General features: G+C 74.8%; 20 protein-coding genes. 5 read left to right on the top strand and 15 right to left on the bottom strand.

Annotated features, from left to right (window positions below):
* Positions 1-90: 90 nt before the first annotated feature.
* Positions 91-1,746, top strand: a complete 1,656-nt coding sequence (locus tag ACIRS1_RS05280) for a SpoIIE family protein phosphatase (RefSeq protein ID WP_402836927.1) — start codon at positions 91-93, stop codon at positions 1,744-1,746.
* A gap of 69 nt (positions 1,747-1,815) precedes the next feature.
* Here ACIRS1_RS05280 and ACIRS1_RS05275 read toward each other — a convergent pair whose 3' ends face one another.
* From ACIRS1_RS05275 to ACIRS1_RS05240, 8 genes are all read right to left on the bottom strand, one after another.
* The gene (locus tag ACIRS1_RS05275; protein WP_402836925.1) at positions 1,816-3,033 is read right to left on the bottom strand and encodes an MFS transporter; all 1,218 of its coding nucleotides are present in this window, start codon (positions 3,031-3,033) and stop codon (positions 1,816-1,818) included.
* Between the two features lie 116 nt (positions 3,034-3,149).
* Positions 3,150-3,407 (bottom strand): hypothetical protein, encoded by a 258-nt coding sequence (locus ACIRS1_RS05270; RefSeq protein ID WP_402836923.1) that lies wholly within the window; start codon positions 3,405-3,407, stop codon positions 3,150-3,152.
* Positions 3,404-3,637 carry a hypothetical protein gene (locus ACIRS1_RS05265; RefSeq protein WP_402836921.1) on the bottom strand — a complete coding sequence of 78 codons (234 nt, stop codon included), beginning with the start codon at positions 3,635-3,637 and terminating at the stop codon, positions 3,404-3,406. Before ACIRS1_RS05265 ends, ACIRS1_RS05270 begins: the two co-directional genes overlap by 4 nt.
* Before the next feature lie 163 nt (positions 3,638-3,800).
* Positions 3,801-3,923, bottom strand: coding sequence for a hypothetical protein (locus ACIRS1_RS05260; RefSeq protein ID WP_402836919.1), 123 nt, complete (start codon positions 3,921-3,923; stop codon positions 3,801-3,803).
* Positions 3,924-4,085: 162 nt separating this feature from the next.
* Positions 4,086-4,535 (bottom strand): hypothetical protein, encoded by a 450-nt coding sequence (locus ACIRS1_RS05255; RefSeq protein ID WP_402836917.1) that lies wholly within the window; start codon positions 4,533-4,535, stop codon positions 4,086-4,088.
* Between the two features lie 152 nt (positions 4,536-4,687).
* Positions 4,688-5,677: a sensor histidine kinase gene (locus ACIRS1_RS05250; protein ID WP_402836915.1), complete on the bottom strand. Its 990-nt coding sequence runs from the start codon at positions 5,675-5,677 to the stop codon at positions 4,688-4,690.
* 35 nt (positions 5,678-5,712) lie between these two features.
* The gene (locus tag ACIRS1_RS05245; RefSeq protein WP_402836913.1) at positions 5,713-6,252 is read right to left on the bottom strand and encodes a hypothetical protein; all 540 of its coding nucleotides are present in this window, start codon (positions 6,250-6,252) and stop codon (positions 5,713-5,715) included.
* A gap of 225 nt (positions 6,253-6,477) precedes the next feature.
* Entirely contained in the window at positions 6,478-7,128 is a 651-nt protein-coding gene (locus tag ACIRS1_RS05240) for a hypothetical protein (RefSeq protein WP_402836912.1), read from the bottom strand.
* Positions 7,129-7,541: 413 nt separating this feature from the next.
* On the opposite strand from ACIRS1_RS05240, the gene ACIRS1_RS05235 reads away from it, so the two are divergent.
* From ACIRS1_RS05235 to ACIRS1_RS05225, 3 genes are all read left to right on the top strand, one after another.
* Positions 7,542-8,312, top strand: coding sequence for an ABC transporter ATP-binding protein (locus ACIRS1_RS05235; protein ID WP_402836911.1), 771 nt, complete (start codon positions 7,542-7,544; stop codon positions 8,310-8,312).
* A 65-nt stretch (positions 8,313-8,377) separates the two neighbouring features.
* Positions 8,378-10,894 carry an ABC transporter permease gene (locus ACIRS1_RS05230; protein ID WP_402836909.1) on the top strand — a complete coding sequence of 839 codons (2,517 nt, stop codon included), beginning with the start codon at positions 8,378-8,380 and terminating at the stop codon, positions 10,892-10,894.
* 350 nt (positions 10,895-11,244) lie between these two features.
* Complete coding sequence (locus tag ACIRS1_RS05225; RefSeq protein ID WP_402836907.1) at positions 11,245-12,666, top strand: DHA2 family efflux MFS transporter permease subunit; 1,422 nt, start codon at positions 11,245-11,247, stop codon at positions 12,664-12,666.
* Positions 12,667-12,777: 111 nt separating this feature from the next.
* Here ACIRS1_RS05225 and ACIRS1_RS05220 read toward each other — a convergent pair whose 3' ends face one another.
* The 7 genes from ACIRS1_RS05220 to ACIRS1_RS05190 form a co-directional block, all read right to left on the bottom strand.
* Positions 12,778-13,590, bottom strand: a complete 813-nt coding sequence (locus ACIRS1_RS05220) for a class I SAM-dependent methyltransferase (RefSeq protein ID WP_402836906.1) — start codon at positions 13,588-13,590, stop codon at positions 12,778-12,780.
* A gap of 139 nt (positions 13,591-13,729) precedes the next feature.
* Positions 13,730-14,773: a D-alanyl-D-alanine carboxypeptidase family protein gene (locus ACIRS1_RS05215; RefSeq protein WP_402836904.1), complete on the bottom strand. Its 1,044-nt coding sequence runs from the start codon at positions 14,771-14,773 to the stop codon at positions 13,730-13,732.
* Positions 14,774-14,892: 119 nt separating this feature from the next.
* The gene (gene alr, locus ACIRS1_RS05210; RefSeq protein WP_402836902.1) at positions 14,893-16,053 is read right to left on the bottom strand and encodes an alanine racemase; all 1,161 of its coding nucleotides are present in this window, start codon (positions 16,051-16,053) and stop codon (positions 14,893-14,895) included.
* 259 nt (positions 16,054-16,312) lie between these two features.
* Complete coding sequence (locus ACIRS1_RS05205) at positions 16,313-17,446, bottom strand: DUF5925 domain-containing protein (RefSeq protein WP_402836900.1); 1,134 nt, start codon at positions 17,444-17,446, stop codon at positions 16,313-16,315.
* A gap of 29 nt (positions 17,447-17,475) precedes the next feature.
* Positions 17,476-17,796, bottom strand: a complete 321-nt coding sequence (locus ACIRS1_RS05200) for an acyl carrier protein (protein WP_402836898.1) — start codon at positions 17,794-17,796, stop codon at positions 17,476-17,478.
* A 220-nt stretch (positions 17,797-18,016) separates the two neighbouring features.
* Positions 18,017-20,131, bottom strand: coding sequence for an ArnT family glycosyltransferase (locus ACIRS1_RS05195; protein WP_402836896.1), 2,115 nt, complete (start codon positions 20,129-20,131; stop codon positions 18,017-18,019).
* Complete coding sequence (locus ACIRS1_RS05190) at positions 20,128-21,585, bottom strand: glycosyltransferase (RefSeq protein ID WP_402836894.1); 1,458 nt, start codon at positions 21,583-21,585, stop codon at positions 20,128-20,130. Before ACIRS1_RS05190 ends, ACIRS1_RS05195 begins: the two co-directional genes overlap by 4 nt.
* Before the next feature lie 283 nt (positions 21,586-21,868).
* On the opposite strand from ACIRS1_RS05190, the gene ACIRS1_RS05185 reads away from it, so the two are divergent.
* Positions 21,869-22,327, top strand: a complete 459-nt coding sequence (locus tag ACIRS1_RS05185) for a hypothetical protein (RefSeq protein WP_402836893.1) — start codon at positions 21,869-21,871, stop codon at positions 22,325-22,327.
* Positions 22,328-22,474 lie beyond the last annotated feature (147 nt).

Here is a 22,474-nt window from a genome sequence, read left to right as displayed (position 1 = left end):
CGTTCGGGCAGGGACGACCGTGCTGCGCCGGGCTACCGTTTCGTGCGCCCGCCCCGCAGCAGATCGTCCCGACCCGCCCGAAAGGCCCCGATGACCGCCCCCACGCCGCCGATCCCGACGCACATCGTCGACGAAGCCCCCTGCGGGATCCTGGTCGCCTCCCCGGAGGCCGGCGGCACGGTCGTCTACGGCAACCGGGAACTGCAGGCGGTCCTGGGCGCGCGGCTACCCGCCGCACCGGGCGCCCTCGCCCGCGCCGCCGGCTTCCTCCAGGACCGCAATGGCGAGCCGCTGACCTTCGTCGACTCCCCCCTGGGCCGGTCCCTGTCCCGCGGCATCCCCGCCAGCGGCGTGGTCCGCTACGGCCCGGGCGGCACCGACGCCCGTTGGCTGGAGGTCACCTGCCGCCCGCTGGAGCAGGGGCCCGGGCGCCGGACGGGACTGGTGATCGCCCACGTGCACGACGTGACCGCGCTGCGGCTGGCCGAGTCCACCCTCGAACGCGTCCGGCGGCAACTGGAGGAACGGCTCGGCGACATCACCCAGGTCCACGCCATGTCCAAACGCCTGACCGGCGCGATGACCCTCGGCGAGACGCTCGACGGCGTGCTGCGCGAAGGGGCCCGGCTGCTCGGCGCCGCCAAGGGCATCGCCCGCAGCGTGGACCCGGTGACCGGCCGCAGCCGCGACGAGGCCACCCACGGCCTGTCCGCCGACCAGGTCGCCACCCTGCGCTCGATCGGCCCGCGCACCCTGTTCAGCCACGACCTCGGCCCGGAGGACGAGGCACTGGTCGTCGAGGACGTCGCCACCGACCCGCTGTGTTCCCCGCGCCTGCGCGAACTGGGCCGCCGCCTCGGCTTCAGCAGCCTCTACCGCGTCCCGCTGACCAGCACCCGCGGGGCCCAGATCGGCACCCTCGCCTGGGCCTCCGGCCGCCCGGGCCGCCCCACCGCCCGCCAGCGCGGCCTGATGGAGACCTACTGCCGCTTCGCCGGGCAGGTCGCGGAGTCCAACCTGCTCTACGAACGCGAACGCACCATCGCCACCACCCTGCAGCGCAGCATCCTGCCCCGCAGCCTGCCGGCCGTACCCGGGGTGAGCTTCGCGGCACGCTGCGTCCCCGGCACCCGCGACATGCAGGCCGGCGGCGACTGGTACGACGTCATGCCGCTGCGCGACGGCCTGGTGGGCATCGGCGTCGGCGACGTCATGGGCAAGGGCCTGGCGGCCGCGGCCGCCATGGGGCAGCTCAGCACCGCGCTGCGCAGCTACGCGCTGCTGCACGGCGACCGTCCGGCCACCGTCCTCGCGGACCTCAACTCGCTCGCCCAGCACGCCGACGTCACCGACATCGCCACCGTGCTCTACCTGGCGCTGGACCCCGCGCGCCGACAGGTGAAGGCGGCTTCGGCCGGGCACGTGCCCCCGCTGCTCGTCGACGCGGACGGGGCCCGCTTCCTGACGGTCGACCAGGGGCCGCCACTCGGGGTGACCGGGCAGTGGGACGGATCGGAGACGGTGCTGGAGCTGGCGGCGGGATCGACCCTGGTGCTGTGCACGGACGGTCTGGTGGAGCGCCGGACGGAGGACCTGTCGGTCGGCCTGGAACGGCTGCGCCGGGCCGGCGAGGAGGGGCCGGCCGGCGCCGAGGCCCTGTGCGACCACCTCCTCACCGCGTGCCTGCCCGGCTCGGGCGCCGCGGAGGGCGACGACGTGGCGCTCGTGGTGGTCCGGGTCGACTGACGGCGCCCGCCCCGGCGCCCGCCCCCGGCCCGGTGGCAGGGGGCGGGCGCCGGGGCGGGCCGGGGCCGGTCAGGCGGTGTGCGGTGCCCGCTCGCCGCGGAACAGCGGCACGGCGGCACCGGCCCCGATCAGGGCGGCCGCCCCGAAGGCGAGCAGCGCCGTGGTGAACCCGGCCCGCATCAGGACCTGGAAGACCAGGCTGCCCACGCCGAAGCCGATGAAGAGGCAGAACGCGTTCAGGCCCAGGGCCTGGCCCCGGCTGCCGGGCAGGTCGGTGACGATCCCGCCCAGCAGCGGCTGGGTCATGTCGTAGCCGAGGGACAGTGCGGCGACCACCAGGGCGGCGGCGATCATCGGCAGGTGGGCGGCCAGCAGCAGCGCCGAGGCGGCGGCCAGCAGCACGCCGGCCGGGACGATCCGCGACCGGCCGTAGCGGTCGGCGAGGTGGCCGATGACCGGGCCCAGCAGGAAGCCGGGGACGCCGTAGCCCAGCAGGGCCAGCCCGATGCCCACCGGGCCGAGCTCGAAGCGCTGCAGGAAGTACAGCCCCAGCCAGGTGTAGATGCCCGAGTGCAGGACGGCGTTGAACAGGATGTACCCGTAGGTGCGCCGGCCCCGGCGGGTGGCCAGCAGCTTGCGGTACCCGGCGGCCACGGCGGACACCGACGGGGCGTGCGCGGGGCGGGGGGAGGAGGGCAGCACCCGCAGCACCAGGGCGGCCACCAGCAGGGCGGCCGCGGCGGCGGCCACCACCGCGAACAGGCCCTGCCAGCCGATCAGCGGCTCGGCCAGGGCACCGGCGCTGGAACCGACCGCGATGCCGCCGGCCATGCCGCCGAACAGCCAGCCGAGGGCGCGCCCGCGCCGGGCGTAGGGGAAGACGTCGCCGATCAGGGCCAGCGAGATCGGCACCACGCCGCTGGCGCCCAGGCCGGTCGCCAGGCGCAGGCCGATGAAGGCCCCGGCGCCGCCGGTGAAGGCGGTCAGGGCCGTCAGCACGGTGAACGCCGCCAGCGAGAGGAGGATGACCGGTCGGCGGCCGATCCGGTCCGACAGCGGCCCCCACACCAGCGTCATCGCGCCGCAGGGCACCAGGTAGGCCGGGACGGCCAGCCCCACCGTCCCGGTGGTGGCGTGCAGGGCGTGGGCCAGCTGGGGGAGGATCGGCGCGACCATGAAGGCCTGAGCGAAGATCAGGAAGGCGGCGCCGGTCAGGAGGGGCAACAGGCCGCGCGAGACGGTCGGCGCGGGAGTCGGGGGGCTCTCGACGGTGGACACGCAGGACACGGGGAATTCCTTACGGAGGCGGTGGCCGGCCCCCTGGGGAAGGGCCGGGTGCCGGGCCGGTCACGGTGGACGGCGGGGTCCGTCCGCGATGCGGGGCGGCAGGGTGAGGCCGGGGCTCAGTGGCCGGCTGCGGGGCACCCGGCGCCGGCGTACGGGCAGCTGCGCTGGGTCGGGTCGGCATGGTGGACGTGGCTGACGGGGAGCACCGCGGTGCGGGCGATGCCGCGCCAGGCGTGCTGCGGCTTCGCCCCGGCGCCCGCGCAGGCGGTCAGCAGGACGACCGAGGCGAGGACGGCGGTCAGCGTGCCGATGAGGGCCTCGGCGGGGGAGCAGGGCCGGCGGCGCCTGCGCGGGGCCGGGCTCTGCGGGCTCACCGGCCGCACCGCGGGCGGACGGCCACGCACACGCACGTCCCGCCGACCAGGGCGACGGCCGCGGCCGCCGGGAGGATCAGGGAGTCGGAGTCGTGGCCGACGGCGGAGGCGGAGACGGTGGCGTCCGCGGGGACGTGGCCCGGGTCCGGCGACGCGAACGCCGTGCCGAAGCCGAGTGCCAGGAGGACTCCCGCGCCGCTGATCGCGACGACACTGCCCTTGCCACGCATGATGACCTTCCCTCGCCGTCCCCCGGTTCGCGGGCCCCGCTCCTCGGCGCGGCCCGTCCTTCTTCCAGTGCACTCCCGCCGGGCGCTCCGGGGTGCCCACCGATCGGGGGGCACCCCGGAGGAACCGCACGGCGCGGCACCGCGGCGGCCTGCTGCGGCCGCTTCAGCGGGGAAGGTTCCTGGACCGGGGGAGCAGCACCCGCTCCCACAGGTCCTGCTCGGGCTCCTTGACCTGCGCGTTGCGGCGGTTCAGGAAGGCGAGCACCTTGCGAATCCTCGGCGTCATGGGATCACTCCGTCACGATCGGGGGTGAGCGGCGCAGCGCCGCCCACACCGTCCAGCCTCATCGACAACCCGCACCCACCAGGGCCCCCGACCGGCGGAGCCGGGGGAGGAACCCCCGCGGCCCGGGAGTCCACTCGGAGCCCGGGCCGCGGAAGGGGACGGCTACTTCGTGAAGGTGAAGACCCACTGGTTGGCAAGGCCAGGTGAAACGGGCGTGCTGGCGGTGCACTCGTGTCCCTTCGCCGCGTTGCAGGAGTACACGTTGCCCTCGGTCTCGGTGACCAGGGTCGTGAAGACCGTCCCGTCCCTGCTGCTGCCCCAGTCGAACTTCATGCCGAGGTAGCTGCCGTTGGCGTTGAACTTGTAGGTGAGGCTCTCGTGCCCACCGAGGATCCCGTGCAGTAGTGGCGTGTTGGAGGGCGCGTACTGGATCTGGGTACCTGCGTCGGAGCTGAAGTCCTGCAGCCACACCGGGTTATCGGTGTCGTTCGTCACCGTGATGGCGTTGTGGTAGCCGTCGTCCGCCGGGGCGGCGTTGGCCGGCACCGCAGACGCTCCGAAGGCGAGGGCGGTGGCGGCGACAGCCAGGGAACAACCGGTCTTCTTCTTCATGATTCAACCCTTGATCTGGTGTGGAGCGGTGGTCGACGCCGGTGCGTGATCGTGGGCGCCGATGTGGCGGGTGATGGAACACGACGCGTCGGCGGATCCCGACCGCCGCGGCGCACGTGCTGCGGCACGCCGGAGGAGGGCATCGCCACCGTTCACGCAGCCCGGCCGGCTTGCGGCCGGCCGGGGTGGCCGAAGCGGCGGGGCCGGGTGGCGGGCAGCCCCGCCCCGTCCAGGGGGATGTCGGCGGTGACGACCCAACGCCCCTGCCGGTAGCCGGCGTTCAGGCTCCCGTCGAGCAGTTCCAGCCGCTCACGGGCGGTGGTCAGGCCGTGCCCCAGCGGGGCGGCGGCGGCCGTGTTGGCGCCCGCGGGCGCCTCGTTGACCACGGTGAGCCGCACCCGGTCCTCCCGGTGGTCCAGGCGGACCGATACGGCCCGTCCCGGGGCGTGCTCCGCGGCCCCGGTCAGGGCCTGGCGGGCGGTGTGCAGCAGCGCCACCACCGCCTTCGGCGCCGGCGTGCCCGCCCGGCCCCGGGCGGAGAAGTCGGCGGCCACGCGGTGCGCCCGGCCGTGTGCGCCGCACAGGGCCGCCAGCTGCTCGGCGAGCGGCAGGGGATCGCTGTTCAGCGCCTCGATGGCCTGGTGGGTCCCGGCCACCGCGTCGGCGGTGAGCCGCTGGGCGGTGACGACGGCGTTCAGGGCCCGCTCCTGCTCGGGCCGGGAGGCGAGCAGGGCGCGGGCCAGCTGCAGCTGGAGGCCGAGCGCGCCGAGGGAGTGGGCGAGGCCGTCGTGGATCTCGTCGGCCGTCCGGGCCCGCTCGTCGAGCGTCGTGCCCCACCGCCGGGCCACCCGCAGCCGCTCCTGCTGGGCCAGCAGGAGCGCGGACTGCTCGGCCCGGGCCCGGCGCACGCCGAGGCCGTGGCCGACCAGCAGCAGCCAGGGCAGACCGAGCAGCAGACCGAAGCCCCGGTCCACCGCCAGCGCCCCGAGGACGGGGACCAGGGCGGCACAGCCGAGCAGGACCGCACCGACCGCCCACCCGGAGCCGGGGGAGACAAGCGTGAAAGCCCGGCGCCGGGCGGCGGCCACAAGGCCGTCCGCCCGGTTCTGCCGGTCCTGCACGCGCTCCGTTCGCCCGGTCACGTTGCTCCCGGCCGTGCCGACGGCGCTGCCCGCCGTCACCGGTCCCACCGCCCGGCACCGCGCTGCTCGAAGGCACCGGACATGAAGGTCTTGCCGTCCTTCTCCGGGGCGAACGGGATCCCGGCGGCCAGCGCCCGCGGGACGACCACCGCGGCCTGGGCCAGCCGGTTGATCCCCAGGCCGAACAGCAGGGTGGCCGAGGACGCGGCGACCTCGGCGTGGGCGCCGGTGGCGATCATCTCGGTCACCACGCGCCAGGCGATCAGCGCGCCCCACAGCCACAGGCCCCGCACCGGCAGCTGCGCCCAGAGACGGCCGCCGCGGGACTCCAGCCGCATCATCACGCCGAAGAGCACGCCGATCAGGGCGGATCCGACGGCGCCCACGGCGATGCACGCGATGTCCGCGTGGGTCATGGCGGCGCCGCCGCGGCCGTGCAGGTCGGTGAACCCGATCACGGTGAGCACCAGCGGCAGCACCACGACCCGCTTGCCGCGCAGGTGCTCGCCCTGCACCTGGCGGAAGATGATGTACCCGATGATCCCGATGACGGCCAGCACCTCGATGGAGGACATCGCCCGTTCCCTTCGTCTGCGCCCCGGCCCGATCGGGCGAGGGTTGCTGCCGGTGCCGGAACGGAGCCCAGGTGGCGGGTTCTGCTCCCGCTGCCCGTTCCGGCGGCCTTGATCCCAGTCTGTTCGGCGGCGCTCGCCGGTTCACCGGCCCGTCGGGGGAGGGCACGGCTGAACCGGCCGTCCACCGATCGGGGGAGGTGGACGGCCGGAGACGGGGCGGCCGGGTCAGCGCAGCACGGTCACCTGGTGGGTGGCGGTGTCCACGGCGATCCGGTGGGTGGCGCCGTTCGGGGCCTTCACCGTGAAGACGAACGCCGCGTCACCGGAAGCGGACTGACGCAGGGTCACGGACGTGAAGGTGGTGCCGTAGGACGGGTGCTGGCCGAGCCACTGCTGGAGGAGCTGGTCGGCGCTCTGGGGCGTCATGGCGACCGGCTTCAGCGCCTCGGCGTCGCGGTGGTGGTGGGTCGCCCGGGGGGTCTTGACCGTGATCGCCGAGGTGTGGGCGTCGACGGTCGCCACCACGACCTGCTGGTGCCCGGAGGAGTCCTCGTCGGTGAAGACGTAACGCCACTGGGTGATGTCGTTGACGTCCTTGGTGGCGTGGGAGGCCCGGCCGTGCACCGCGACCAGGGCGGCGTGCGGGTGCTGGGCGTGGACCTTGGCGGTGACCTGGTCGGTCATCGTGACGAACGCGTTCGGCTGGATGACCGCGGCGGGCGTCCTGGTGGACGAGATCGGCTGGATGAGCGCGGCGGCGGTGTGCTCCTTCGCCGGAGCGGGGTGGGGAGCGGCGGCCATGGCGGCGCCCGCCCCCGACACCAGCAGGGCGGCGGAGAACGCGGCGCTGACGGCGATCTTGTGCACTGGTCGCATGTCGGACTCCTCGGATGAGGTCGGCGATGATCGTGGACGGGCGGTCGGAGGCGACCGCGGACCCGTACGGATCCGTCGAGGCCGCGCCGCCCGGCCCGGCAGTACGCACGGGCGTCCGAGCGGTCCGGCCGGAAGCGTTCCCGCTCCCGGCCGGTCTCCCCAGCTCCTCCTCCACCCTGCGCCACGGCCCGGCCCGGCCCGCTCCACCGACCGGGGGAGCAGGCGGACGAGCCGCCCCTCCGCCGCCGGGGCACCTGACGGGCCGTCCACTGTCCCTCGCCCCGGGGCAGGAGACGGCAGCCCCCGACTTTCGTAGGGGCAGGAGTAGCGGCTCGGCCGAGGCCCGCCACCGGCCGCACGGACGAGCATCGGCGGTGAACACCCGACACCGCACCGAAACGGACCCGGTTCTGATGACCCACCTCACCCTTCCCACCCACTCCCCGGACACCGCCGTGGCAGCGGAGGCCCGCGGTCTGACCAAGGTCTACGGGTCGGGCCAGACCCGGGTGGTCGCCCTGGACCAGGTCGACGTCGGGTTCGCCCGCGGCGCGCTGACCGCGGTCATGGGCCCCTCCGGGTGCGGCAAGTCCACCCTGCTGCACTGCATGGCCGGACTGGACACCGTCTCCCAGGGATCGGTGCGCATCGGGGACACCGAACTCAACGGCCTGCGGGACAAGCAGCTCACCCGGCTGCGCCGGGACCGGATCGGCTTCATCTTCCAGGCCTTCAACCTGCTGCCCACCCTGACCGCGCTGGAGAACATCACCCTGCCCCTGGACCTGGCCGGGCGCCGCGCCGACCAGGCCTGGCTGGACCGGGTGGTGTCCACCGTCGGCCTCACCGAACGGCTCGCGCACCGCCCCACCGAACTCTCCGGCGGCCAGCAGCAGCGGGTGGCCTGCGCCCGGGCCCTGGCCTCCCGGCCGGAGATCGTCTTCGCCGACGAGCCGACCGGCAACCTCGACTCCCGGGCGGGCGCCCAGGTCCTCGAATTCCTCCGCTCCTCCACCCGCGACCTGGGCCAGACCATCGTGATGGTCACCCACGACCCGGTGGCCGCCTCCTACGCGGACCGGGTGGTCTTCCTCGACGACGGTCGCGTGGACCGCGAACTCCACGCCCCGACCGCCGAGCAGGTGCTGGAGGTCATGGCCTCCCACGCGCACCGGGTCCACTGACCCGACGCACAGACCGGCCCCGCCGCCCCACCGACCACCGCCTCACCGAACGGTCCCGCCACCTCATGTTCCGCACCGCACTGCGCAACGTCCTCGCCCACCGCTCGCGCCTCCTGATGACCGTCCTGTCGGTCATGCTCGGAGTCGCCTTCGCCTCCGGGACCCTGGTGTTCGGCGACACCGTCTCCTCGGCCTACCGCCACGCGATGAGCACCGACCTGGCCGGCGTCGACCTCGCGCTCACCGCCGGGCCGACCGCACCACCGGGGGCATCCGGCCCCGACCAGAACCTGCTGCGCCAGGCCTCCCACCTGCCCGGCGTGGCCTCCGCCCGCGGCACGGTCTCGGGCTTCGCCGCCGTCGCCGGCCGCGACGGCCACCTGGTCGCGTCCACCGGATCCAGTCTCGGCGCCAACTACGCCCCCGGCCCCGACGGCACCGACCCCGACCACCCCCTCACCGCCGGCCGCGCACCCGCCCGGGCAGGTGAGATCGCCCTGGACCAGGGCACCGCCGACCGCGCCGGCCTCCACCCCGGCGACACCGTCCGGCTCTCCGTCAACGGCCCCGTGCGCACCGAGAAGCTCGTCGGCACCTTCACCAGCAAGGACCCCCAGGTCACCGCGGGCGGCTCGCTGACGCTCTTCGACACCGCGACCGCCCAGAACCTCTACGCCACGCCCGGCCACTACTCCCGGATCGTCCTGACCGCCGCCGAGGGCACCGGCCAGGACCAGCTGGCCGACACCGTCCACCGGATCCTGCCCACCGACGGCTCCGTCACCGCCACCACCGGCAGCGACCTCGCCGCCCAGCAGGCCGCCACCATCAACAGCAACACCAGGACCCTGACCGGCGCCCTGCTCGGCTTCAGCGCCATCGCCCTGTTCGTCTCCGTCTTCGTCATCGCCAACACCTTCACCATGCTCATCGGCCAGCGCACCCGCGAACTGGCCCTGCTGCGGGCCGTCGGCGCCACCCGCCGCCAGGTGGTCCGCGCGGTCAGGACCGAGGCCCTGCTGGTCGGCGCCGCCTCCGCGGCCGCCGGCTGCCTGCTCGGCGTCGGCATCGCCGCGGCCGTCCGCACTGTCCTCGCCGCGGCCGGAACCGACCTGCCGGCCGGACCCCTGGTCGTCACCCCCGCAACCGTCGTCGGCTCCCTGGCCATCGGCGTCCTGGTGACCCTGTTCGCCTCCTGGCTCCCGGCCCGCCGCACCGCCAAGATCCCGCCCGTCGCCGCGCTGCGCAGCGCCGACACCCCGCCCGCCCAGCGCACCCTGGTCCTGCGCGGCGCCGTCGGCGTCGTCCTCGCCGCCCTCGGCGCCTGGCTGATCCACTCCGGCATCTCCACCGGCGGCGGCGTGGGGATGAAGACCACCGTCCTGGGCGTCCCGTTCGTCCTGGGCAGCCTGATCGCCGCCGCCCCCGTCCTGGCCCGCCCGCTGGCCGCCGCCGCGGCACCGCTGCTGGAACGCGGCTTCGGCACCGTCGGCAGGCTGGCCCGGATCAACGCGGCCCGCAACCCCCGGCGCACCGGCGCCACCGCGGCCGCCCTGGCCATCGGCGTCACCCTGGTCACCGGCCTGACCGTGCTCAGCGGATCCATGAACGCCGCGATCGGCCAGCGCGCCACCGACGGCCTCAAGGCCGACTACCAGGTGAACCTCGCCATGCCGGGCAGCCTGGCCCCCTCCGTCGCCGCCACCCTGGCCGCGCAGCCCGGCGTCACCGCCGCCGGCGCCCTGCAGTCCAGCCACCTCACCGTCGACGGGACCACCGTCTCCGCCACCGGCGCCGACCCCGCCACCGTCGAGCGGGTGCTTGACCTCAAGGCCGTCAGCGGCTCCCTCACCGACCTGGCTTCACCCTCCACCGTCCTGGTCTCCCAGGACGCCGCCCAGGAGCACGGCTGGAGCGTCGGCAGCACGATCCCCGCGGCCTTCGCGGACGGAGCCCACGCCACGCTGCGCGTCGGCGCCGTCATCGAACCCAACCGCTTCGTCATGGACCTGCTGCTCCCCACCGCCACCCTGCGGGCGCACGGCGCCACCGAGGACGCCACCGTCCTGGTGACCACCGACCACGGCGGCGACAGCGCCACCACCGACCGCCTCGTCCACGCCCTCGGCGACAACCCCGCCCTGGACATCAAGGACCAGGCCCAACTGCGGGCCGAGAACAGCGGACAGCTCGGCTCCCTGGTCAACACCCTCTACGGGCTGCTCGGCATGTCCGTGCTCATCGCCGCCCTGGGCGTCGCCAACACCCTGATCCTGTCGGTGCACGAGCGCACCCGCGAGATCGGCCTGCTGCGCGCCGTGGGGCTGAGCCGGGGCGGCCTGCGCCGGATGGTGCGGCTGGAGGCCGTCGTGGTCTCGCTGCTCGGCACCGCCGTGGGGCTGGTGGCGGGCGGGGTGATCGCCTGGAGCATCTGCGCCACCGCCGGCATGGGACTGTCCCTGCCCGTGACGGGGCTGCCCCTGATCGCCGCCGCGGCGATCGCCCTCGGCCTCCTCGCCGCCGCCTGGCCCGCCCGGCGGGCCGGACGGCTGAACCTCCTCGACGCCCTCGACCGCCGGTAACCGCAGGGCCCGAGGCCTCGAACCGCCGGTCGCGGAACCGGCGGTTCGAGGCGTCGGCCGCCCGGTAGACGACGCGGCCCGCCCGACAGGGCAACGGGGAACGGGGGAGGAAGACCCCCCGGGCCGTCCACCGGTCGGCCGGTGGGCGCCTCCGAAGGCCCGTGGGACGGTGGACCGAAGCGGCCGTCCGTCCGCCGCGAGCCCGTCCGTCGTCGTCCGAACCAGGAGCCCAGCCGTGCGGTACGAAACACGTGTGAACGCCATCGCCCCCACGGGGCTCCCGTTCCCCGCCCCGGCCCACGGCAGCGCCCGGACCACCGGAGCGGGACGTCCGAAGGACACCTCCCCGCGTGCAGCAACACCTCCGCAGTAACCCCCGCAGCAACCCCCGGACCGGCGACGGCACCCGGGCCGCCCTCTACGCCCTGTGCGTCGGCTTCTTCATGATCGGGCTGGACGCCACGGTCGTGAACGTCGCGATCCCGGCGGTCCGCACCTCCCTGCACGCCGGACTCGACGCCATGGTGTGGGTCAACAGCGCCTACGCCCTCTGCTACGCCGTGCCCCTGCTCCTGACCGGGCGCCTGGGCGACCGGTTCGGGCCCAAGCGGGTCTTCCTGGCCGGCCTCGCCGGCTTCACCGCGGCCTCCCTGGCGTGCGCGCTGGCCCCCACCGCCGGTGTACTGATCGCGGCCCGGGCCGTGCAGGGCCTGGCCGCGGCGCTGATCGCGCCGCAGGCCATGGCCGTGATCGTCCACATGTTCCCCGCCGAGCGCCGGGGCCGGCCGCTGGGCGTCTGGAGCGCGGTCGGCGCCCTGTCGATGGCGGCCGGCCCGCTGGTCGGCGGACTGGCCGTCGCCACCCTCGGCTGGCGCGGGATCTTCCTGGTCAACCTGCCGATCGGCGCCGCCGGCTGGGTCGCGGCCCGGCGCCTGGTCCCCGACCACCGGCCCGCCGTCCGCCACCGCTTCGACCCCCTGGGCATCGCGCTGAGCGCAACCGGCCTGTTCGCCCTCGTCTTCGCCGTCCAGAGCGGCGCCCACTACGACTGGGGACAGGTCGCCGGGCCGGTCTCGATCACCCGGCTCCTCGTCCTCGCCGTCGTCTGCCTGGCGGCGTTCGTCCTCTGGCAGCACCGCAACCCGCGCGAACCGCTGCTGCCGCTGCGGCTGTTCCGCGACCGGGACTTCACCGCGGCGAGCACGGCCGGCGCCGCCATGGGCTGCGCCATGGGCGGCCTCTTCCTCCCCCTGATGGTCTACTTCCAGGACACCCTGGGCTGCACCGCCCTCCAGGCCGGCGCAGCCACCGTCCCGATGTTCGCGCTGTCCTCGCTGTGCGCCCGCTGGGCGGGGCGCCGGGCGGACACCGTCAGTCCGCGCCTGCTGGCCGCCGCCGGCTTCGCGACCACCGCGGCGGGCCTGGCCGCCCTGCTCCTCCTCCTGCACCCGGGGGTGAGCCTGTGGACCCTGCTGCCCCCGCTGCTGGTCTGCGGCATCGGCATCGGCGGCATCTCGGCTCCGCTGGCGGGCATCGCCACCCGCAGCCTGCGGCCCGGCCTGACCGGGGCCGCCTCCGGCGTCTTCACCACCACCCGCCAGCTCGGCGGAGCCCTCGGCAGCGCCGCCACCGGCCTCATTCTCCAGAGCCACCCGGGCGGCACCACGACCACGGCCACCCAGGCGGCCCTGGTCTTTCCCGTCGCGGCCCTGCTCGCCGGCCTGGCCTGCTGCGCCGCCGTGCGCGCCCGGCCCGTCGCGGCGAGGGCCTGAGCGCCGGGCCGGGGGGCCTGCCGCGAGGTCCGGCGCCGGGGCAGGCAATGGCGGGGCCGGACAGACGAGAACGGCACGGCACCCGGGGTGCCGTGCCGTTCGGGCGGGTGATCAGGCGGCCGCGGGGGCCTTGCGCCCGCAGGTGGACAGCAGCGGGTACCCCAGGGCGCTGAAGGCGGGGTCGGCGGCGATGTGGCGCACCCGGGCCAGGTCGGCGCCGGTGAGTCCGCGGTCCTGCAGGGGGCCGCGCAACTGGCGGGTGTGGATGTCGTGCAGGCGGCTGCCGGGGCCGCCGCCCGTCCAGCTGTCCGTGCGGTGGGCGCTGTGGACGTCCTGCAGCGAGGCCTCGGCCATGGCGGCGTGCAGGTCGCGGGCGGCCCACTGCAGGTCGGCCCCGGCGTCGACGAGGATCCGTACGACGGCTCCGGTGAAGCGCCGGAACAGCTGGGTGTCGCCCGGGTCGGACCAGGTCAGTGCGGGGAGGCCGTCGGTGGTCACCAGACTCTCCTCGATGACCAGCCAGCCGCCCGGGGCCAGTGCGTCGACCAACTCGCCTATGAGTCGGAGGCGGTCGGGCAGGTGCATGAGGACCCAACGGGCGTGGATCAGGTCGAACGGGCCGCCCTCGGGCACCGGGTCCCGGCACACGTCGTGCCGCAGGACCTCGGCCCCGGGGGCGTGGATCCGGGACGGTTCGAGGTCGGTGGCCACCACCCGCCCCGTGGGGCCGGCGAGTTCGACCAGGTGGCGGGCGATCGATCCGCCGCCGGCGCCGACCTCCCAGCACCGGGCGCCGGCCGGCAGGTCCAGGCGGCCGAGGCACTCCACCGTCCCCGGGTCCAGCATGGTTTCCAGCGCGTCGAGTTGGGCGTCCACCTCGACCGCCCCGGAGAAGGCGTACCGCGTTCCGGATGCCGTGCTCATCAGTCAACCTCGTTCTCGAAGCACCCGGACCGGGGTGCAGGCGGATGTCCCCCGGGTCCCAGCGTGGTGCTGGACGCAGCCGCGCCCGGCCCACCGATCGGTGGAGCCGGGGGTGTGCGGTGGCGGCGGCCGGTCCGGGTCAGGAGGAGGCGGAGGTGAGGCGCCGCAGCAGGTAGCGGGTCCAGGCCGCGGCGCGGGCCATGTAGTAGTGGCTCTGGTAACCGAGGGACCCCGTCACCTCCAGGTACCTGTTCCACGCCTGGTCCGCGGTGCGGCCGGCGCGGCGCCCGAAGGGGGCGGCACGGTGGCGCGGGGCGGTGGAACGGTGCAGTGCGCGGCGTGCCTCGGCGATCATCCGGTGGCTGATCTGCCGGACGGCCTGCTGGGACTCGGGGAGGCTGGTGTCCGGGCGCTGCCGCAGGACGGCGCCGAGGACGAGCCGTTCAGATCCCCGGCCGCCGGCCATGGCGGCCCACAGGAGGTTGCCTCCGGCCGGCGTGGTCGTCCCGGTCTTCAGTCCGACGACCCCGGGTTTGCCCAGGAGCCGGTTGGTGTTGCAGAGGTAGCCACGCAGTCCGGGCATCAGGACGCCCCGGCGCGCGACGATGGACCGGAACGCCGGGATGTCCATCGCGGCGCGGGCGAGCTTGAGCTGGTCGTCGGAGGTGCTGCGGGTGGAGGGCCGGATGCCGCAGACGTCCGTGTAGGTGGTGTCGCTCATGCCGAGGGCCGCCGCGGTGGCGTTCATCTCCCGGACGAAGGCCGATTCGTCGCCGGCGTGCCAGCGGGCCAGCATCCGGCCCACGTTGCTGCCCGAGGGGACGAGCAGGAGTTCGAGGGCCTTGCGCTGCGTCAGCGTCCGGCCGCACCGCAGCGGCACGGTCGATTCCTCAGTGGACTCGGACTCGGCCTCGGCGATCCGGTCGACGGAAAGGCGCGGCCCCTTCTCACCCGGTTCGAGGGGGTGTGCCCGGAGGATCACGTAGGCCGTCATGACCTTGGTGATGCTGGCGATCGGGACGGGCTGCTGGCGGCCGTAGGTGCCGATGTGGCCGAGTCCGTCGACGTGGACGCTCGCCTGGCCCTCCCGGGGCCAGGGCAGCGAGGAGCCCAGGTGGTCGATCCGGTCGGCGAGGGCCGGCCCCGCGCCGGGGTGCGTGCTCTCACGGTGCCATGAAGTCACCACTGTCCGCCTTCGCGTGGTTCGGGTAAACGGGACACTTCATCGAACGGGGCCGGTGGGGCGGTGGTACGGTCGATCGGTGGACCGGGGTGGTGGGCCGTCGTCCCCCGTGCGGGCCGTCAGTCGCCCGTCGCCGGGATCCGGTCGAGGGACAGGGGGCGCACGTCCGCGGGCAGGTAGCGGCGGGGGACCCGGGCGCCGATGCCGGCGAGGATCTCCTGCGGGGTGGTTCCCGCCCAGTCGGCCCATTCCCCGACGGTCGGCTCGCCGCCGGTGCCCGGGCCGAACACGACCGCCTGCTCGCCCAGGGACGCCCGTCGGCGCCCGGTGTCGATGACGCACTGGTCCATGGCGATCCGGCCCGCCACCGGCCTGCGGGCGCCGCCCAGCCAGACCTGTGCCCGGCCGGACGCCGCGCGGGGCAGGCCGTCCGCCCAGCCGAGCGGCATCAGCGCGAGCGCGCCGGGCTGCCCGGTGGTGTAGTCGTGCCCGTAGGAGACGCCTTCGCCCGCCCCCACGTCGCGGTGCATGATGACGCGGGCGCGCAGGGTCATCGCCGGGCGCAGCCCGAAGGTCCGGCCCGGGACGGGTTCGACCCCGTACAGGCCCAGGCCCGCGCGCACCAGGCTGTAGTGGGTGTGCGGGGCCGTCAGGGCGGCCCCGGAGTTCGCCAGGTGCAGCAGGTCGGGGCGCAGACCGGCGTCGCGGGCCCGCCCCACGGCCTTCTCGAAGGCGTTGACCTGCGTGGCGGTGAACGGGTGCCCGGGATCGTCGAGGTGCACCAGGTGGGACCAGACGCCCCGCACGCGCACCGTGCCGCGCCGCTCCATCTGGGCCGCGGCCGTCACCAGGCGCGGCCACTCGGCCGGGCAGGCCCCGTTGCGGTGCAGGCCGGTGTCGACCTTCAGGTGGACCACGGCCGTGGTCCCGGCCGCCGAGGCCTGCGCGGCGACCCCCTGCAGGTGCGCGAGCGAGGCGACCGACAGGTCGATCTCCTGGGCCAGCGCCTGGGACAGGTCGTCCTGCGGCAGGTACATCCAGGCCAGCACGGGGGCGGCGACGCCCGCGCCGCGCAGCCGCAGCGCCTCGTCGACGGTGGTGACCCCGAGCCGGGTGGCGCCGTTGGCGAGGACGGTGCGGGCGACCTGCACGGCTCCGTGGCCGAACCCGTCGGCCTTGACCACCGCCATCACCGTGCCGCGCGCGTGTGCGGCCACCACCCTCGTGTTGTGGGCGATCGCGGCCAGGTCCACCACGGCCTCGGACAGTCCCCCTCTCACCGTGCCGGAGCGGCCGGGCGGCTGTCCGCCCCGGCGGTCCGGTCCGTTCGGGCCGCCGTGGGGACCACGGGCGGAGGCCGATCGCATGACGGGCGGTCCACTCGGCACCAGGACACTCCTATGACACTCGTCGGACAGGGCGCTTTCCATCCCATCCGCTCCCACCCGGCACGCCGAGGGGTCGATCGGGGGAACGGGGAGGGGAATCGGCACCGGTGACGGGGCCGCCCGGCCGGCCTGCGCGCGGGGCCGGACCCGTTCACAGATAGGCGCCCGCCGGTTCGGAGCACGGCTGCGGGTCCAGCAGGCCGCTGGGCGCCGCGACGTGGGCGTAGAGCCGGGCGAGGGTGGCGGGCGCGGTCAGGTCGGCGGCCGCGCCCCCGCTCCAGCGCCGCACCTCCGCCTGGTCCAGCGGGCCGATCTCGATTTCCGCGAGGCACCGGCCGGGCCGGATGACGGCCGGGTGGAGCCGGTGCAGGTCCTCGTTGGTCGTGATGACCATCAGCGTGCGGCTGCCCTGTCCGAGGATCCCGTCGCTGAGGTTGAGGAGCCGGGCCAGTCCCTGGCCCGAGGAGCGCTTGGCCCCGCTGCTCAGCAGTTCGTCGCAGTCCTCCAGGATCAGCGCCCGCCACCGGGTGTCCTCGCCCTCGCGCGGCGCGGTGGCCTTCAGGAGGTAGCCGGAGGAGGCGAGGAGCTTCTCCGGGTCCAGGACGTAGTCGAAGTCGCACCAGTTCCGCCAGCCGTGCGCCAGGGAGCGCAGTGCCGTGGTCTTCCCGGTGCCGGGCGGGCCGTGCATCAGCACGACGGTCCCGGTGAGGGTGTCGGGGGTCGTGGCCACCAGCCGGCCGATCCGGGTGGCGGCGGAGCCGCTGTAGTTACCGCGGATCCCCTCCCACTCGGGCACCCGGGTGTCCCGTACGGACCGCAGCGGGTAGCCGCGGTCGGACAGGTGCCAGAAGCCCATGGGCACGGTGTCCGCCGGGGCCGTGAGGTGCTGACCGTAGGCGTCCAGGAGGTCCGTCATGACGCTCTCCGCCAACCGGGCCTGTTCGGCCGTGACGTGGACCTCCAGCTGCGCGCCCAGGGACTTCAGGTTGCGGGTGAGGGTCGCGGTCCAGCCACGGCCGGTGAGCAGGCGCACGTCGTGGCTGTCGGAGGTGTGCCGGCGCACCACCCGGGGGTCCTTGGGACCGTGCGTGTCCGCGACCTCACGTGCGCGTGGCAGCTCCGCGCTGCGTGAGTAGGGCTGGGTGCCCTCCAGGAAAGGGGTCCGGGCGAGCGCCTGGATCAGGCTCAGGGCACTGTCGGACGCACTGACGACCTGCCTGGGTACCGCCGGTTCGGTGAAACGACCGGACGGCCAGAAGTCGGTCACGGGAAGCGTGGCGGCCATGCCTCGTCACTCCTGCTCTCCGACGGCGCTCACGCGACGACCGGGCCGGTGGGGTTCCCCTGCTTGCGCAGGATGAGGCCGACCGCGTCGTCGAGCGTCCCCTGTGCCAGGTCGCGGGTGTCCTTGTCCCCGACGCGCACTCCGAACAGCTCCTCGACGGCGACGACGAACTCGACCATCGACAGGGAGTCGATGTCGAGGGACTCGAACGTCTGCGGTCCGGGCGCCCCGTCCACCACGACTCCGAGGTCCTCCCGGAGGATGCCGACGAGGCCGCGCAGGACCTCGGCGGCCCGGGCGTCCTTCGGCGTCGTGACGGTGGCGGACCGAGGCCCGAGGTCCTGGGTCATGGGATGGGCTCCTTCGGGTGGCGGGCCGAGCGGCCCGGGGACGGCAGGGGGGGCTCGTCCATCCTTGGCGAGCGGGCCCCGGTCCCGAAGGGGCGGCCGGGCAGCCGATCGGGACGGCCCGGCTTCCCGGCCGCGGCCCGGTGCCCGCCGTCGTGGCGCGGCAACGCGCAGGGCGCCGGACGGAGTGTGTCCGTCCGGCGCCCTGCACAGGGTGCGGTGGTCAGGAGCTGGTCATCTGGGTCAGGTCGTAGAGGGTCGTCGTGCCCACGGTGACCTTCTTGAAGTGCGCCTCCACCCACTTGGTGATCTCGCTGCTGCTGCCGGTGCTGGTGCTGCCGCCGCCCCCGCCGGGGCCGGGGCCCTGGCCGCCCCCGGCGATGTAGTAGTGGATCTTGCCCTGGGACACGTACTCCTGGAACTGCGTCAGCGTCGGGGACGGGTCGATGCCGTTGAACCCGCCGATCGACATCACCGGCTTGCCGGTGGAGAGCTGGTAGGTGTCCGTGGTGTGCGAGCTGACTCCCGCGGCGACCCAGGTGTAGTGGTCGGCGTCCTGCTTCAGCAGGGTCTGGACCTCGCTGCTCACGCTCTGTCCGCCGCCGGATCCGCCCGCGCCGCCCATTCCGCCGGGGCCCGCTCCGCCGGGCCCGCCCTTCCCGCCCCCGCTGGGGGCCGGCAGGCCGCCGGGGCCGACCTCGGTGCCGCCGGAGGGGGCCTGCTGCTGCCCGCTGTCACCGGAGGCGTCCTTGCTCCGGTCCTCCCCGCCGCCCATCGGCCCGCCGCCGGGCGGACCGCCCTTCCCGCCCCCGCCGGGGCCGGCGAACGAGCTCGTCGAGGTCGGGCCCGCGGTCGGCTGCCCGCCGCCGTGGGCGCTGGTCACCGTGCTCACCGTGTAGGCGAACGGACCGGCCAGCGCCACCACCAGGCCGAGCACGGCCAGGGCCATGCTCGTGCGCCGACCCAGCAGGGAGCTGAGCGCCAGGCCGATCATCGTCGCCGCACCGCCCGCGAGGACCAGCCACTTCAGCACCCCGTAGTCGGAGGTGCGGTCCAGCAGTGCCCAGGCCCAGACCGCCGTCGCGCCCGCCGTCACGGCCAGGGCCAACTCGGAGCGCTTGCGGGCGCGGTCCTGCCACAGGGCCGTCGTGCCGATGCCGACCAGGGCCGCGATGTAGGGAGCCAGCGCCACGGTGTAGTACTCGTGGAAGATGCCCGACATGAAGCTGAAGACCACGGCGGTCGTCAGCAGCGCCCCGCCCCAGGCGAGGAAGGCGGCCCGTGCGGTGTCGGTGCGCGGCGCCCTGAGGGTGAGGAGCAGGCCCGCGACGAACAGGATCAGTGCGGCCGGCAGCAGCCAGGAGATCTGGCCGCCGAGGCTCTCGTTGAACAGCCGCAGGAGACCCGTCCCGCTCGTGCTGCCGCCGCTGTCCACCCGGTTCAGCCCGTTGTAGCCGAAGGTCAGCTCCAGGAACGAGTTGTTCGTCGACCCGCCGATGTACGGACGCGAGGACGCCGGCCACAGCTCGACGATCGCGACCCACCAGCCGCCCGCGACGGCCATCGCCAGGCCGCCCAGCAGCAGCTGCCACACCCGCCGCATCGTCTTCACCGGCGCGCACACCAGGTACACCAGGGCCAGCGGCGGCAGGATCAGGAAGGCCTGCAACTGCTTGGTCAGGAAGGCGAACCCGGTCGCGACCCCCGCCCACAGCAGCCACTTGGTGCGCCCGTCCTCGACGGCCCGCAGGACGAAGGACACGCTGAGCGTGAGCAGCAGCGCGAGGAGCGCGTCGGGGTTGTTGAAGCGGAACATCAGCGCCGCGACCGGGGTCAGCGCGAGCGCAGCGCCGGAGATCAGACCGGCCACGGGGCCGAAGCGCCGGCGCACCGAGGCGTAGAGGACGGCCACGGTGGCCAGGCCCATCAGGACCTCGGGCACCAGGATCGCCCACGAGTTCAGCCCGAACAGCCGCACCGACAGGTCCATCGGCCACAGCGACGCCGGCGGCTTGTCGACCGTGATCGAGTTGGCGCCGTCCAGCGAGCCGAAGAAGAACGCCTTCCAGCTGACGCTGCCGGCCTGGGCCGCCGCCGAGTAGAAGGTGTTGGCGTACCCGGAGGCGCTGAGGTTCCACAGGTAGAGCAGGCCGGTCGCCAGCAGCAGCCCGAACAGGGCGGGCCGCGCCCAGCGGGGGTCCTCGGGGTGGCCGCGCCACAGCCGGGCCAGGCGGGTGCCGGGGGCGGCGTGCCGCCGGCCGGGGCCGGCGGCCTCCTCCGGGACGGAGCGGGGAGGGGCGAAGACGGCGACGGAGTCGTCGTGGGGTGCGGTGGTCATCGGGGGTTCCTCGGGTCGTGCTCGGCCGGGCGCAGGCGCAGGGTGGCCCCCCGGGTGTGGTCCGTCTCGTCGCCGGGCACGTGGCCGGCGTCGTGCGGGAGGTGGTCGTGTCCGGTGCGGGTGTCGAACGCGGGCGGTACCGGCCGCAGGAGGACGTCCCACTCGGGGTCGGGGTCGGCGGACGGCACGGGCACCGGGACGGCCCGGTGGGAGCCGGTGCCGCGCTGGGAGAAGACCCAGGCGCGCATCAGCAGGAACCGCACCACCGTCGCCACGAGGTTGGCCACCACCAGCACGGTGATCTCGGCCGCGTGGGAGTCGCCCCCGCTCGCGTGGAGCACCGCCAGCGAACCGCTGGTCAGCACCAGGCCGATCGCGAACACCACGAGCCCCTGGGCCTGGTGGCGCAGGGCGCGGTCGCGGCCGCGGACCCCGAAGGTCAGCCGGCGGTTGGCCGCGGTGTTGGCCACGGCCGACACCAGCAGCGCGAGCGCGTTCGCCACCTGGGCGCCGGTGCCGAGCCGGAAGAGCGCGTAGAGCAGCAGGTAGAACACGGTGGACAGGACGCCGACCGCGGCGAAGCCGACCAGCTGGCCGGTCAGACCGCGGGGTACTCCCGTCAGCTGGCGGTCGCGCGGGTCGTCGCCGAACGGGCGCCGCAGCCGGTTCAGCGGCAGGGAGCCGGAGGCCAGCGCCTTGCCGACCCGCCACACCCCCTTCAGGTCCTCCGTCGCGGTGCGCACGATGTGGACCGTGGAGTTCGGGTCGTCGGTCCAGTCGACCGGCACCTCGTGGATGCGCAGCCCGGCCCGCTCCGCGAGCACCAGCATCTCGGTGTCGAAGAACCAGTTGGTGTCCTGCACCAGCGGCAGCAGCACCTGCGCCACCTCGCGCCGGATCGCCTTGAACCCGCACTGGGCGTCGGAGAAGCGAGCCGAGAGCGAACGCCGCAGGATCTGGTTGTAACTGCGGGAGATGAACTCCCGCTTGGGGCCGCGCACCACGCGGGAGCTGCTCGCCAGCCGGGTGCCGATGGCCAGGTCCGAGTGGCCGGAGATCAGCGGCGCGACCAGCGGCAGCAGCGCGTTCAGGTCCGTCGACAGGTCGACGTCCATGTAGGCCAGCACCGGTGCGTCCGAGGCGGACCAGACGGTCCGCAGGGCCCGCCCGCGCCCCTTCTGCTCCAGACGGAACGAGGTGACCTCGGGGATCTCCCGCGCCAGCTGCGCGGCGATCTGCGGGGTGCGGTCGGTGGAGGCGTTGTCCGCGACGGTGATGCGGAAACGGTAGGGGAAGGTGTCCAGCAGGTGCCCGTGCAGGCGCCGGACGCATCCCTCGATGTCCTTCTCCTCGTTGTAGACCGGGATCACCACGTCGAGAACGGGCGGCCCGGCCACCGCGGCGAGGAGGTGCTCCCGCGCCGGGAGGGTTCCTGTCCAAGATTCCGTGTTCATGCCCCGACACTCTCCGACCGTCCTGTCCCGGGCGTGTGCCGAACCTGTGCCCCGGCTATGAGTGCGTCCGGGCACCCCGAAGGCCCGCCACCAGGGCGGAGATCAGGGCCGGGACCGCTGCCCCGTGACGCCGCCCCGTAAGAAGGGGGCCCCGGCCCGGGCCATCGTGGCCCTTATCCGACGCACAGCCACGGCACAGCCCTCCCACACCACCGTGCGGTGGACTCTGGCTCATCCCGACCAGTCGACCGCGTACGACGCGGCCAGCAGAGGAGCCCCACCCGTGATCCGTTCCCTCCGTGCCAAGCCGGCGCGCTTCGCCGCCACCGCCCTGCTCACCCTCTCGCCGCTGCTGCTCACCGCCTGCGGCTCCTCGGGCAGCGGTTCGACGGGCTCCGGCAGCAGCGGTCAGCAGTCCCAACAGACCCAGCAGCCCCAGGACCAGCAGACCCAGGGCTCGGACCAGACCCAGGGCTCGGGCTCCGACCAGACCCAGGGCTCGGGCTCGGACCAGACCCCGTCCGGCACCAGCACCCCCCAGTGCCAGGCCCCCTCCGGCGCCCCCACCACGCAGCCCTCGGGCGCCCCCGGCGGCGGTGCCAAGCCCGGCGACCCGGCCAAGCCCTCCGGCGCCCCCTCCGCCCTGCCCTCCGGCGCCCCCGGCGCCCCGGGCGCCCCCAACCAGTCGGGCGGCTGCATGCCGCAGGGCCCCCAGTCGCAGTCGGGTGGCAGCACCTCCTGACCCACCCGGGGGAGCGGCGGGGGGGGGGGGGGCCCCCCCCCCCCCCCCCCCCCAACACAACCACAACAAAAAAAACAACCAAAGGGTGAATGGCGCCCACCAACACCGCTTGGTGGAGTATGGCCCCCACACCCCCCCCACCCCCCA

The organism is Kitasatospora sp. NPDC101176, from assembly GCF_044768035.1.
Lineage (GTDB): Bacteria > Actinomycetota > Actinomycetes > Streptomycetales > Streptomycetaceae > Kitasatospora.
The sequence above is the reverse complement of the archived record's forward strand: the minus strand, read 5'-3'. Positions and strand labels throughout refer to the sequence as shown.